The 14102-nt window shown below is 67.1% G+C and carries 9 protein-coding genes and 1 riboswitch; of the genes, 8 read left to right on the forward strand and 1 reads right to left on the reverse strand.

All coding sequences use genetic code 11. From position 1 onward, the window contains the following. Nucleotides 1-398: 398 nt before the first annotated feature. Nucleotides 399-1817 (forward strand): FAD/NAD(P)-binding protein, encoded by a 1419-nt coding sequence (locus H582_RS0117770; RefSeq protein WP_028599594.1) that lies wholly within the window; start codon nt 399-401, stop codon nt 1815-1817. A gap of 97 nt (nt 1818-1914) precedes the next feature. Here the strand turns inward: H582_RS0117770 and H582_RS28315 are convergent, their stop codons facing one another. Next, nucleotides 1915-2571 carry a universal stress protein gene (locus H582_RS28315; RefSeq protein ID WP_043111533.1) on the reverse strand — a complete coding sequence of 219 codons (657 nt, stop codon included), beginning with the start codon at nt 2569-2571 and terminating at the stop codon, nt 1915-1917. 328 nt (nt 2572-2899) lie between these two features. Then, nucleotides 2900-3098, forward strand: a riboswitch (cyclic di-AMP (ydaO/yuaA leader). A 162-nt stretch (nt 3099-3260) separates the two neighbouring features. Here H582_RS28315 and H582_RS0117780 point away from each other — a divergent pair. The 7 genes from H582_RS0117780 (at nt 3261) to H582_RS0117815 (ending at nt 14048) form a co-directional block, all read left to right on the forward strand. Further along, nucleotides 3261-3692 (forward strand): hypothetical protein, encoded by a 432-nt coding sequence (locus H582_RS0117780; RefSeq protein WP_028599595.1) that lies wholly within the window; start codon nt 3261-3263, stop codon nt 3690-3692. A 100-nt stretch (nt 3693-3792) separates the two neighbouring features. Next, nucleotides 3793-3873: a potassium-transporting ATPase subunit F gene (locus H582_RS33375; RefSeq protein WP_373864106.1), complete on the forward strand. Its 81-nt coding sequence runs from the start codon at nt 3793-3795 to the stop codon at nt 3871-3873. 24 nt (nt 3874-3897) lie between these two features. Then, complete coding sequence (gene kdpA, locus H582_RS0117795; RefSeq protein ID WP_028599596.1) at nt 3898-5565, forward strand: potassium-transporting ATPase subunit KdpA; 1668 nt, start codon at nt 3898-3900, stop codon at nt 5563-5565. Between the two features lie 30 nt (nt 5566-5595). Then, nucleotides 5596-7626 (forward strand): potassium-transporting ATPase subunit KdpB, encoded by a 2031-nt coding sequence (gene kdpB, locus H582_RS0117800; RefSeq protein WP_028599597.1) that lies wholly within the window; start codon nt 5596-5598, stop codon nt 7624-7626. Nucleotides 7627-7678: 52 nt separating this feature from the next. Beyond that, on the forward strand, nt 7679-8248 hold the full coding sequence (gene kdpC, locus H582_RS0117805; RefSeq protein WP_028599598.1) for a potassium-transporting ATPase subunit KdpC: 570 nt from the start codon (nt 7679-7681) through the stop codon (nt 8246-8248). A 65-nt stretch (nt 8249-8313) separates the two neighbouring features. Continuing rightward, a complete protein-coding gene (locus H582_RS0117810) occupies nt 8314-10668 on the forward strand; it encodes a histidine kinase (protein WP_028599599.1) in 2355 nt (784 codons plus the stop codon). Nucleotides 10669-10748: 80 nt separating this feature from the next. Next, entirely contained in the window at nt 10749-14048 is a 3300-nt protein-coding gene (locus H582_RS0117815; RefSeq protein WP_028599600.1) for a DEAD/DEAH box helicase, read from the forward strand. Nucleotides 14049-14102: the final 54 nt, after the last annotated feature.

A 14102-nucleotide genomic window follows, 5' to 3' on the forward strand; every position in this document is an offset into this window, starting at 1 on the left:
TCGTCATCAGCACGCCCTAACGCCATTGTGAGACGGAGTCGAAACGAAGAAGTTGAGCAGCTGAGCCCGTTATGACCGTCGATAAGAGGCTGGAATCAGGAACGATGGCAAGGCCCGAGCCGCCCTCTTTGCGCGGCTCTTTTCGCTGCGCAAAGCGATATCGGCAATCAGCAGGATCGTCCCGCTCTTGTCAACGGGCACAAATCGAAGGCGGCGAGTTACAAGTTCCTTCCGTAACTCTTTACGCGTCATGTAATAAAATATAACATGAAGGAGACATTGAGAGCTGCGATAAAGGGCTGAAACGGTCTGGTCGCCAAAAAGACGAATCGGATGCGGCAGATAGTCTGACCTCCGACCGGGCCGGCAAGCGGAACAGCAGAAAGGAACGATGCGGGATGAGCCTAGAGCAACTGAACGCCCAGGTCCAGCGGGACCTGTCTTATATCGCCTTCGGAGGGGCGGGCTGGGTCCAGCCGAGGAGCCATGACGAGGGCCATGTGCATGACGTCGCCATCATCGGCGGCGGCCAGAGCGGACTCGGAGCCGCATTTGCTTTAATGAAGGAACGCGTCTCAAACGTCATCATCCTCGACGAGAATCCGGAGGGCAAGGAAGGGCCGTGGGAAACGTACGCGCGCATGAACACGCTCCGTACGCCCAAGCATCTGCCGTCCATCGATCTCGGCGTTCCGTCGCTCACGTTCCGCGCCTGGTGGGAGGCGCAGGCAGGCGAGGAGGGCTGGGAGGCGATCGACAAAATTCCGCGCGGGGACTGGATGAGCTACTTGCGCTGGTACCGCCGGGTGCTGAGCCTGCCTGTCGTCAACGAGACGCGGCTGACGCTCGTCGAGCCGCTGGAGAAGGGCCTTTACCGGCTCCATCTCGAAGGCCCCGGCGCGCCGGCTCCGCAGCTGCTCGCCCGCAAGGTCATCCTCGCGACCGGCATCCAGGGCGGCGGGGAGTGGCATGTGCCGCCGCTCGTGTCGCGCCATGTGCCGCGCGAGCTGTACGCGCATACGTCCGAGGCGATTGACTTCGAGGCGCTGCGCGGCAAGCGGATCGCCGTGCTCGGCGGAGGCGCGTCGGCGTTCGACAACGCCAGCTTCGCCTTGGCCGCGGGCGTCGCGGAGGCGCATGTATTCGTCCGCCGGCCGGAGCTGCCGCGCATCAATCCGATCCGGCAAATGGAGCACTCGGGCATGATCGAGCATTTCCCGCGGCTGTCCGACGAGGACAAGTACGCCGTCATGGCGCATTTCTTCAAGCACAACCAGCCGCCGACGAACGACACGTTCCAGCGGGCGGCCGCCTGGCCGGGCTTCCGGCTCCATGTCGGAGCGCCCTGGCTCGCGGTGCGGACGGAAGGAGAGCGGGCCGTCGTGACGACGCCGCAGGGCGAGGAGTCGTTCGACTTCCTCGTCGTCAGCACCGGGCTGCTGACCGACCCGGCGCTGCGTCCCGAGCTGCGGCTGGTCGAGCGCCATATCGCCCGCTGGGGCGACCGGTACGAGGCGCCGGCGGACATCGCCAGCCCGGTGCTCGACGCCCATCCGTATTTGACGCCGGGCTTCGCCTTCACGAGCCGGGACGAGGAGGGCGCGTCGCGGCTGCACGGCCTTCACACGTTCAACTACTCCGCGATGATCAGTTGCGGCCTATCCGCCTCCGCGCTGTCGGGCATGCGCCATGCGATACCGAAGCTCGTGTCGGAGGTCGCGGGCGGGCTGTTCCTCGACGATCGCGAGCGGATTCTGGATCAGTTCTACCGGTACGACGAGCTGGAGTTCACGGGCTGGATGGATTCGTTAAGCTGATCTTACGCCCGGCGACCCGGTCTGCCAAATAAAAATCGCGTAAAAACGTCTCCTTAGGGCGTGTTTGCAATCCCGCTTCGGGTTATGCAAACACGCCCTAGCTTCTGCTCCGCCAGAAGGCCGGGAATTCGGGATCGACGACGGCGCCGTGACGCACCTTGAAGGCGCGGCTGCGGCTGCTGCCGTCCTTGAGCTTCAGCAGGCCATGCTCGAACTCGGTATCGCGGCTGCGGAAAAAGACGCCGGAGCATCCATTCTTGTCCAAGGTCCTCTGGATGACGTAGCCGCCGTCCCGCGCGGCGACCGCGACGCGGACGCCGCGCTCATGGGTCCGCTCCAGCTCCTCGTCCAGCCGCTGCACGGCGACGACATGCAGATCGGTCTGGCCGATCCGGCGCAGCAGCGCGTCGACGAAGGAGCCGTGGAACCGCTCCTCCCAGCGCGTCGGCACGGGCTGGCCGACGACGATCTGCGTCATGCGCTCGATCATCGCCGTATGCGCGATCACGTCGACGGCCTTGCGGCCTGCGGACGGCACCGCCCGGAATTCCGCGCCTGCTTCGGCCGCGGCCTCGCGCCAGACGCGCTGCCATTCCTCCTGCGCCGAGCCGGGCGCCGCCTCGACGTCCGACACCACGCTCAGGACGACCAAGCGGCTGCCCGCCGCCGCGGCAAGCTCGGCGCCGCGGCGGATGAGGCGCTCTCCGTGCGGGCCGTACGACAGGCAGACGAGGATGTGTTCCGATTTGGGCATGGCAATTGCTCCTTCGCTTTTTTTTGCTGCTCATCCTACGCGACGAGAGGGCGGTCTGTAAAAGGCGGCGCAGGCGGAATTCAGCCGTCCCGCTTCATGTAAGCGCGACCATCGCCTTCGTTTGCCGAGAATGAAATCGGCGATGGAGGCGGGTTTTTGGCATGCGTCGAGATGAATTCGAGAGAATGAGCGAGATTCAGAGAGAGAAATGGAGATCGATCGGCCTTTCTTGCTCGACAAGCGCGATCGCGGCCGGATTTTCGCCGCTGGCCCGGCTTTACTTTCCGAAAAGTCCGGGTGTAAGATTCGTCTCAGCTAGCCAGACCAGCTTTTGACAACGCTGAGTTTCCGAAATGGAAAACGGGGGAACCAAGCGGAGCCTGCGGCCGCCGATGTGAGAGTCGGCCGCCGCGGCTCCAGGGGTGAATCCTGGGGGAGCGGATCCATGGAATCCGTCTCCCTCGGGTAGGGCGACTCTCACCGTCCGAATCCGACAGCTAACCTCGTAAGCGCAGGAGGCGGCGCGCGCCATAGCGCGCCGTGCTCCGATCGGGAGAGAGGATGATGACGCTTGTGATCTGACCAAGACCACAGGGGCCGCTGCCTCTGTGGTTTTTTGCGCGCTTTTTTCCAAAGCGGATCCCGGTCCGCAGCCGTCCGCCGCCCTCGCCACCCGAAGGAGAACCACCATGGATCTCGATCCCGAAACGATACTCGTCTCGCCGGCCACAGCGGCCGGCGAACGCTTCCTGATGCAGCTGAAGCGCATGCGGATTCCTTGCGCCGCAGTCGTCAACAGCCGCCGCGAAAGGCAGCGGCTGGAGCGCCTCGGCTTAGGTCGAATCATGCAAATCGATACGGCCGAAAAGGACCGCAATCCGGCGCCTGAATGCCGATGCGGCAACGTCTACCTGTTCGAGAGCAGCCTCGCTCTCTGCTGCCGCTATGTGCAGATTTTCCGCGGCTGGACCGGCCGCAGCATCTTCGTCGTCACGCAAGGCCGCGGCTCGGGCGGCGTCTACAAGTCGCTCGGAGCGGATTATGTCATTCATACAAACGGGCAGGACGTCTTTTACCTCATTCAGGACGAAGCCCGCCAAGACAAGGAGCCATTCACATGATGGATATCGGCATGCTCGCCTTGCTGATCGGATTGACCGCCGCGATGCTCGGCCTGCTCGCCTGGTGCGGCAAGCAGGCGCAGGAAGGACGCGAGGAACGATGATCGCGCTCCTGTGGGTTGTCGTCGCGGCCGTGTTCCTCTACCTCGTCTACGTCTTGCTTCACCCCGACCAATTCTGACCCAAGAAGGAGCCACCTCCCATGATGGCAGGACTATCCATCGCAATCACGCTGCTGCTCGTGCTGCTGCTGGCCAAGCCGGCGGGGCTGTATCTCTATCGGGCCTACAGCCTGGAGCCGACCGGCCTCGACCGCGTCTTCGGCCCGGCGGAGCGGCTGATCTACCGCCTCGGGGGCATCCGCCCCGGAAGCCAGAGCTGGAAAGCCTACGCCGCGGCGCTGATCGTCAGCAACGGCGTCATGCTGCTGCTCGTCTACGCCGTCTTCCGCACGCAAGCCTATCTCCCGCTCAATCCGAGCGGGATCGCGAACATGGAGCCGCGGCTCGCGTTCAACACGACGATCAGCTTCATGACCAATACGAACCTGCAGCATTACAGCGGCGAAAGCGGCTTATCCTATCTGTCCCAAATGATCGCGATCGTGTTCATGATGTTCGTCTCGCCGGCGACGGGGCTGTGCGCGGCGATGGCGTTCATGAGAGGGCTGGCCGGCAAGCCGATGGGCCATTTCTTCGTCGATCTCGTGCGCTCGATCACGCGGGTGCTGCTGCCGATCGCTTTTGTGCTGGCGCTCGTCTTCGTCGCGCTCGGCGTGCCGCAGACGCTGGAGCCGTCTGCCGCTGCGCAGACGCTGGAGGGCGGGGAGCAGACGATCGCGCGCGGTCCGGTCGCCTCGCTGCTCGCCATCAAGGAGCTCGGCAACAACGGTGGCGGCCATATGGGCGTCAACTCCGCGCATCCGTTCGAAAACCCCGACGCGATCAGCAACCTATTGCAGATGCTGCTCATGCTGCTCGTGCCGACGGCGCTGCCGTTCGCGTACGGCAAGCTCGTCGGCAATCCGAAGCAGGGGCGGGTGCTGTTCGTCTCCATGGCGCTGCTGTTCGTCGTCATGCTGGGCGTCTCGCTGACGGCCGAGCAGGAGGCGAACCCCGCGATCGCGGCGCTCGGCTATGATTCCGGCCAAGGAAGCATGGAAGGAAAGGAAACCCGCTTCGGCGTGCCGCAATCCGCGCTCTATTCAGTCGTGACGACCGCCTCCGAAACCGGCGCCGTCAACTCGATGCACGACTCGTTCACGCCGCTCGGCGGCATGGTGCCGCTCATGAACATGATGCTGAACACCGTGTTCGGCGGCTCCGGCGTCGGCCTCATGAACGTGCTGCTGTACGCGCTGATGGCGGTGTTTCTCTCCGGCCTGATGGTCGGCCGGACGCCGGAGTTTCTCGGCAAGAAGCTGGAGGGTCGCGAAATGAAGCTGATCGCGCTGACGCTGCTCGTGCAGCCGGCGCTCATCCTGCTGCCGACGGCCGCCGCTCTTTATGCTTATCCCGATACGATCTCGAACCCGGGCTACCATGGCCTTACCCAGGCGCTCTACGAGTTCACGTCGTCCGCGGCCAACAACGGCTCCGGCTTCGAGGGACTAGGCGACAATACGCCGTTCTGGAACCTCAGCACCGGCATCGTCATGTACCTGGGGCGGTACGTCTCCATCATCACGCTGCTTGCGGTCGCGGGCTCGCTCGCCGCCAAAAAGGCCGTGCCGGAGACGATCGGCACGTTCCGCACCGATTCGGCTACGTTCGGCGCCGTCTTTCTCGGCACCGTGCTCATCGTCGGCGCGCTGACGTACTTCCCGAGCCTCGTGCTGGGGCCGATCGCCGAGCAGCTGACGCTGAAGCCATAGCCGAACGGACAGAAAAGAGGAGAGCTAGCCATGAGCCAAAATAGATCGACGCTTGGCGGACCGATCGTCCGCCAGGCTCTGAAGGAATCGGTCCTGAAGCTGGATCCGCGGGTGATGGTCCGCAACCCGGTCATGTTCGTCGTCGAGATCGGCTTCGCCGTCACGCTGCTGCTCGCCGTCGTCCCGGATGCGTTCGGGGGCGGCACGCCGGCCTGGTTCAACGTCGTCGTCGCCGCGATCCTGCTGGTGACGCTGCTGTTCGCGAACTTCGCGGAGGCGCTGGCGGAAGGCCGCGGCAAGGCGCAGGCCGACTCGCTCAAGCGCTCCAAGCGCGACGTCGTCGCCTTCCGCGAGAGCGGCTCGGCGGGCCTCAAGGAGGTGCCGGCGAGCGAGCTGCGCAAGGGCGATGTCGTGCGCGTCGAGGCCGGCCAGTGGATTCCCGGCGACGGCGAGGTCATCGAGGGACTCGCGTCCGTCGACGAGTCCGCGATCACCGGCGAGTCCGCTCCGGTCATCAAGGAGGCGGGAGGCGACTTCTCCTCCGTCACCGGAGGGACCAAGGTGCTCAGCGACTCGATCCGCGTCCGCATGACGAGCGATCCGGGCGAGTCGTTCCTCGACCGCATGATCGCTCTCGTCGAGGGAGCGAAGCGGCAGAAGACGCCGAACGAGATCGCGCTCAGCACGGTGCTGACGAGCTTGACGCTTATTTTCCTGATGGTCGTGGCGAGCCTGCCGTTCCTCGGGGGCTTCCTCGGGGTGAAGCTGGAGGTGCCGGTGCTGATCGCCCTGCTCGTCTGCCTCATCCCGACGACGATCGGCGGCCTGCTGTCGGCGATCGGCATCGCCGGCATGGACCGCGTGACGCAGTTCAACGTCATCGCGATGTCGGGCAAGGCGGTCGAGGCGGCCGGCGACATCAACACGATCATCCTCGACAAGACGGGCACGATCACGTACGGCAACCGGATGGCGAGCGAGTTCGTCTCCGTCGGCGGCTGGAGCGAGACGGCCGTCGCCGAGTGGGCGCTCGCCGGCTCCGTCAAGGACGAGACGCCGGAAGGCCGCTCGGTCGTCGAGCTGGCCCGCAAGATGGGGCTGTCGGCGGACCCGGCGCTGGCCGAGGGCGGGGAGTGGATCGAGTTCCGCGCCGAGACGCGGATGAGCGGCCTCGATCTCGCAGATGGACGATGCGTGCGCAAGGGCTCGGTCGACGCGGTCAAGACGTGGGCCAGGCAGAAGGGCGGCGACGTTCCGAGCGATCTGGACGCGAAAAGCGACCGTATCGCCTCGGCGGGCGGCACGCCGCTCGCGGTCGCCGTGGACGAGAAGATCGTCGGCCTCATTTACCTGAAGGATACGGTCAAGCCGGGCATGAAGGAGCGCTTCGAGCAGATGCGCCAGATGGGCATCCGCACGATCATGTGCACCGGCGACAATCCGCTGACCGCGCAGACGATCGCCCGGGAAGCCGGCGTCGACGACTTCATCGCCGAGAGCCGTCCGGAGGACAAGATCGCGGTCATCAAGCGCGAGCAGGCTCAGGGCAAGCTCGTCGCCATGACCGGGGACGGCACGAACGACGCGCCGGCGCTGGCGCAGGCGGATGTCGGCATCGCCATGAACAGCGGCACGACGGCGGCCAAGGAGGCGGCGAACATGGTCGACCTCGACTCCGATCCGTCCAAGATCATCGAGGTCGTAGCGATCGGCAAGCAGCTGCTCATGACGCGCGGCGCGCTGACCACGTTCAGCATCGCGAACGACGTCGCCAAGTATTTCGCGATCATCCCGGCGATGTTCATGGCGGCGATCCCGCAGATGGACGTCCTCAACATCATGCGGCTCGATTCGCCGATGTCGGCGATCCTGTCCGCGCTCATCTTCAACGCGATCGTCATCCCGCTGCTCATCCCGCTCGCGATGAAGGGCGTCGCCTACAAGCCGCAGGGTTCCGCCGCGCTGCTGAGGCGCAATCTGCTCGTCTACGGCCTCGGCGGCGTCATCGTGCCGTTCGCGGGCATCAAGCTGATCGACCTTGCCGTCATGTGGATGGTGTAGGCGGATGCGGGCGAACGACGGAACAATCGAACCTCGAAAGGATGAACCGACCATGCAGCTATTCGCCAGCAGTCTCCGCATCAGCCTCGTCCTCATGCTGCTTTGCGGCGTCGTCTACAATCTGGCGGCGACCGGCATCGCCCAGACGCTGATGCCCCATCGGGCCAGCGGCAGTCTGATCGAGGAGGACGGCCGCATCGTCGGCTCGGAGCTCATCGGCCAGACGTTCACGGAGCCGCGCTGGTTCCACGGGCGGCTGTCGAGCATCGGCTACGCCGCGGACGGCTCGGGCACGCCGAACTACGCTCCGTCGAATCCGGACCTGCTGGAGCGGGCGCGGCAGTCGGCGCTCGACTGGCAGGCCGCCAATCCGGACGTGCCGCTGAGCGAGGTGCCGCTTGACCTCGTCACGAACTCCGGCTCGGGCCTCGATCCGGACATCAGCCCGCAAGGCGCGCGCGTGCAAATTCCGCGCGTCAGCGCGGCGACCGGCATCCCGCAGGCCGAGCTCGAGCAGCTGGTGGAGCGGCATACGGCGCCTCGCCGGCTCGGGCTGTTCGGCGAGCCGACGGTGAACGTGCTGGAGCTCAATCTGGCGCTGCGCGAAGCGGCGTCCAAGTAAGGCGCGAATCCCCGCTTCTCCGTTCTGGAGAGCGGGGCTTTGCCCGTTCATGGAGGGAAGCGCTCATGGAGCCGTTCAAACGAAAGTCGCCGGAAGAAATTCTGGCCTCCATCCTCAAGCTGAAGCGCGGGAGGCTGAACATCCTGGTCGGAGCGGTCGCGGGCTCCGGCAAGACGTACCATATGCTGCGCGAAGGAGAAGAGCTGCTCCGCCAGGGCGTCGACGCCGTCGTGTCGCCGCCGGTGGAGGAGAGCGGCGAGGCGGCTTCCGCTCCGGCCGCGCAGCCGCCGCTGGAGACGGTTGCGGGCGTCGCCTGGAGCCGCGGCGAAGCCGTCGATCTCGATGTCGAGCTGCTGCTGGAGCGCAATCCCGAGGTCGTCCTCGTGGACGATCTGGCTCATCGCAATCGGCCGGACGCGCCTCGGGAATCCCGGCTGGAGGATATCGAGCTGCTGCTGGCCCGCGGCATCAGCGTCGTCACGACCGTCAACATTTACGAGCTCGAAGGAGCGGCCGCGCTTGCGCGCAGCTGGATCGGGCTGCGCATCGACCATCTCGTGCCGGCTCGGGCGCTGGAGCTGGCCGACGAGATGAGGCTGATCGACGTCACGCCGGATACGCTGCTGGAACGCGCGGCCGAAGGGGCGAATCCATCGCTGCCGCCGCGCTGGCTGGAGCGCGGGACGCTCGGGCGGCTGCGCGAGCTTGCGCTGCGCACGATGGCGGAGGGCGTGAACGGCACGCTCGAAAAGCATCGCGAGGAGCTCGGGCTCGCCGGTCCGTCCGGCATCGCCGAGCGCGTGCTCGTCGCCGTCCAGTACCACTGGAACGGATCGATCCTCGTGCGGCGCGGCCAGCAGGTCGCCAAGCGGCTCGGCGGCGAGATGGACGTCGTCGCCTTCGTCCCGTCAGGACGGGCGTTGCGCGTGGAGGAGGAGGCGTTCCGCCGCTCCATCCGCCTGCTCGCCCGCAAGGTCGGCGCTTCGTTCGAGGAGCGTACGTTCCGCTCGCGCCGCCGCCTGCCGCGGCAGCTGCTCCATTTCGCGCTGCAGCGCAAGGCGACCCGGATCGTGCTCGGCCACTCGCGCCAGACGCCGTGGCAGGAATGGCGCCGAGGCTCGATCGCGAACCGCCTGCTGACGATGACGCGCAACATCGACCTGCTGTTCGTCGCCGACCGCTCCGATTGGACCGGAGAGCGCATCCTGCCCGCCCGCAGCCCGGAGCGCGAGCCGCGCAGCCGCTACCGGCGGCTGACGGATCAGGAGCTCAAGGCGGAGATCGGGCAGCTGCGGCGGGGCAGCTTCAAGCTGTACATCGGGGCGGCTCCGGGCGTCGGCAAGACGTACGCGATGCTGCGGGAGGGAGGCGAGCTGCTGCAGAAAGGCGTCGACGTCGTCATCGGCCTGCTCGAGACGCATGGCCGGGAGGATACGCAGGCGCAGGTCGGTGCGCTCGAGATCGTGCCTCGCCGCCAGGCGCAGTACCGGGGGACGCTGCTGGAGGAGATGGACGTCGACGCCATCCTGCAGCGGCGGCCGGAGGTCGCGCTCGTCGACGAGCTGGCCCATACGAACATCCCCGGCAGCGAGCGCCGCAAGCGCTGGGAGGACGTGATCCGGCTGCTCGACGCCGGCATCTCGGTCATCTCGACGATGAACGTGCAGCATCTGGAGAGCCTAGGCGACGCGGTCGAGCAGATCGCCGGCGTCGTCGTGCGCGAGACGGTGCCGGACCGGATCCTGCGCCTCGCCGACGAGGTGCAGCTCGTCGACGTCTCGCCGAAGTCGCTGCAGGCGCGGATGAAGGCGGGCAAAATCTACGCTCCGGAGAAGGTCGAGGCGGCGCTCGGGCAGTTTTTCAAGCTCGGCAATCTGATCGCGCTGCGCGAGCTCGCGCTGCGGGAGCTGGCCGACGATGTCGACGAGCGGCTGGAGTCATGGGACCGCCGCGGGTCGCTGCGCGGTCCGTGGCGGAGGGAGGAGGTCATCTTCGTCGCCGTCACGGCCAGTCCGAGCGCCGAGCGGCTCATCCGCCGCGGCTTTCGGATCGCCTACCGGCTGAAGGCGGCCTGGCATGTCGTCTATGTGCATGGCCGCGGACCGCTCGCGCCGGAGCTCGAGGGCCGGCTGGAGCAGCTGCGGCAGCTGGCGGAGCGGCTCGGCGGCAGCTTCCGGCTGCTGCGCCGGGAGCAGCGGCAGCCGGCTGCCGCCGCGCTGCTCGGCTGGGCCACGGAGAAGAAGGCGACGCAGATCATCGTCGGCCAGCCCGCCGGGCGCAGCTGGAGGCCGTTTTGCGCCAACCGTCTCGTCCGCAGCGTGCTGCGGGAGGCGCGCCGTCTCGACGTGCTCGTCGTCGCCGATTACGAGGCGGATTCGGGGAAGCTGGCCAAGGCGTTCGCCGAAGAGGAGACGACGTAAGCTACCTGTCGGACGGCCGACTATGATACGATCGGAGGTGGACTTGCCGCAGGGAGCGGCAAGAGATAGGAGGGGGAGCCATGAACAAGCCCGCATGGAACGAGGCGGAAATCGAGCGCAGCTGCGGCAAGCTGTCCAGCCGCAAGGGCAGGCAGCTCGCCGAGCGCGGGCTCGTCGCCATCCGCAGCGGCAATGCCGGCTCGGACGTGATCCGGGCGGAGGTGTTCGGCAAGCCTGTCGCGCATGTGGAGCTGCGAGTGAAGCCAGGGAGCCTCCCCGAAGCGTCCTGCAGCTTTTGCCTGGACATCGGCTCCTACGGCCAGTCATGCAAGCATGTCGCGGCCGTGCTCTATGCGCTGCGCCGCGGCGAAGGCGCAGGTGCGCCGGCCAAGCCGTCGTCGTCGGCGGCAGCGGGGCCCGGCCCCGGCGGCGGGGAGCGGACGGCGACCGAGCGCGCGCTGGACGGCCTGAAGCAGGCGTTCCAGCGGCAGCCGCGTCCCGGCAGCGGCTTGTCGCGGCCGGCGCTGTTCGATGCCCGCGAGCGTCTGGAGCTGCGGTTCGACTTCGAGCCGCGCGCGAGAAGAGGCGAGCCGCTGCTGTGCGTCGGCCTGTCGGTGAGGCTGGCGGACGGGTGGAAGCCGATCTATCGGCTGCGCAGCTTCCTGCGCCGAATCATGGGGAGCCGCAAGGCGACGATCACCTCAGCGGAGGCGTACGATCCGGATAGGCATCGGTTCGAGACGGCTTCGGCGGCGCTGCTGCGCGGGCTGGCGCGGATCGCCTCGACCGAAGCGCTGCTGCGGGCGGACGGCTCCGGCCAGCCGGGAGAGCGGGAGGACCGGCTCGACATCCCGCCCGGCGACTGGGACGAGATCGTCCGGCTCGCGGAGGCCTGCTCCGAAGCCCGGCTGCACGGCGGCGACCGGCCCGCCCCGTTCCGGCTCGACCGGAGCGAGTCGACGGGGCTGCGCTTCGGGCTGGAGACGGCGAGCGATGGCGGAGGCGTGCTGACGTCCAGCGGCCTCGATGCGCTGCTGGCTCTGCCCGCGTACGGCGCCGCGCTGGGGCATGGCCGGCTCATCGCGCTCGGGCACGAGGGCTGCGGCAGGCTGACGGCGCTGCAGGAGCTGTTTCGGCCGCTGCCGGAAGGGCGGCTCTCGCTCTCCCGGCCGCAGCTGGAGGAGCTGGCGCGGCATGTGCTGCCCGGCCTCGGACGGATGGCGGAGGTGAGCGTGAGCCCGCAGATGGCGCAGCGGCTCGATCGTCCGCCGCTCAAGGCGAGGCTGTATCTCGACCGGGTGAAGGACCGGCTCGTCGCGGATCTGGAATTCCGCTACGGCGAAATCGCGATCGAGCCGCTGCGCGAAGGGGACGAGCCCGCCCATGGCCGCATCCTCGTGCGCGACCGGGAAAAGGAAGCCGACATCCTGGACCTGATGAAGGAAGGCCGCATGACGCTGACCGAGCAAGGCTGCAGCCTGTCGAGCGAGGAAGAGGAGTTCGCCTTTTTGTACGAGATTCTGCCCCGGCTCGAGCGCTTGGTCCAGGTGTATGCCACGACGGCGGTCAAGACGCGGCTGCATCCCGATCCGCCGCCGCACATCCGGGCGCAGCCGGACGAGCGTACCGACTGGCTGGAGTTCCGCTTCGAGATGAATGGAATTCCCGAGTCGGAGATCCGCGCCGTGCTGCAGTCGCTCGAGGAGAAGCGGCCGTACCACCGGCTGCGCAGCGGCGCGCTGCTGCCGCTCCGGTCGGAGGCGTATCAGCAGCTGGTCCGCTATATCAACGAGACCGGCTTTGCGTACGCCGAGCGGACCGCCTACGGGTACCGGGCTCCGGCCGCTGCCGGCGTCTCGCTGCTGGAGGAGCTGGCCGGCAGCCCGCTCATGGCGACGAGCGCGGAGGCGGAGCGGCTGCTGCAGGAGCTGCGCCATCCGGAGCGCAGTGCGGACTTGATCCCGGAAGGCTTGAATGGCGTGCTGCGAGACTACCAGAAGGCCGGCTACCGCTGGCTGAAGGCGCTGGCGCGCTACCGCTTCGGCGGCATTCTGGCGGATGAGATGGGACTCGGCAAGACGGTGCAGGCGATTGCGTTCCTCCTGTCGATCCGGGAGGAGATCCGGCGGACGGGCCGGCCGGCGCTTGTCGTCTGCCCGTCCTCGCTCGTCTACAACTGGGCGGCCGAGCTGGAGCGCTTCGCTCCCGAGCTGAGGGCGGTCGTGGCCGACGGGGCCAAGAAAGAGCGGCTCCGCAAGCTCGCGGCGGCCGGCACCGGCGAGGCGGACGTCGTGATCGCCTCGTATCCGCTGCTGCGGCTGGACGCCGAGAGCTACGGGGCGCAGCCGTTCGCGGCGCTGCTGCTCGACGAGGCGCAGACGATCAAGAACGAATCGACGCAGACGGCCCGCGCCGTGTCGGCGCTGACGGCGGAGTACCGCTTCGCCATGACGGGCACGCCGGTGGAAAATCACGCCGCGGACCTGTGGTCGATTTTCCACGCGGTCTTTCCAAGGCTGCTCGGCTCCAAGCGTCAATTCGAGGAGATGCCGCGCGAGGAGCTGGCGGCGAGGACTCGGCCGTTCCTGCTGCGCCGGCTCAAGCGGGACGTCATCCGTGAGCTGCCGGACAAGATCGAGACGCTGCACAGCGCCGAGCTGCTGCCGGAGCAGAAGAAGCTGTACGCCGCCTACCTGGTGCAGCTGCAGCAGGAAACGCTGCGGCATATCGACAAGGACGAGCTGGAGCAGAACCGGATCCGCATCCTCGCCGGCATCACGCGGCTGCGGCAGATCTGCGACCACCCTGCGCTGTTCGTCGAAGGCTACGAAGGCGGCTCCGCCAAGCTCGAGCAGCTCGCCTCGCTCGTCCGCGACGCGCTTGAGGCGGGCCGGCGGCCACTCATCTTCTCGCAGTTCACGTCCATGCTCGCGCTCATCCGGCGTCGTCTGGAAAAGGAAGGGCTGGACTGCTTCCAGCTCGACGGCTCGACGCCGAGCCGGGAGCGGGTGGAGCTGTGCCGCCGCTTCAACGAAGGCGAGCGCGACGTCTTCCTGCTGTCGCTGAAGGCGGGCGGCACCGGACTGAACCTGACCGGCGCGGATACGGTCATCCTGTACGACCTGTGGTGGAATCCTGCGGTCGAGCAGCAGGCGATGGACCGCGCGCATCGGATCGGGCAGCAGCGGGTCGTGCAGGTCATCCGCCTTGCGGCGCGAGGCACGATCGAGCAGAAGATGCATGAGCTGCAGAGCCGCAAGCTGCGGATGATGGAGGAGCTCGTCCGGCCCGCAGGCGCGGAGGAGGGAGCCGAGGCGCTCTCGGATCGAGAGCTGCTGGAGCTGATCAGCGTCGTGCCGCATGCGGGCGGACGGATCTGATTTTATTGAAAAACGCAAAGACCCGAGACCATGCAGAGCCGGCTCTGCATGGTC

It is taken from the genome of Paenibacillus pasadenensis DSM 19293, from assembly GCF_000422485.1.
GTDB classification, from domain to species: domain Bacteria; phylum Bacillota; class Bacilli; order Paenibacillales; family Paenibacillaceae; genus Paenibacillus_O; species Paenibacillus_O pasadenensis.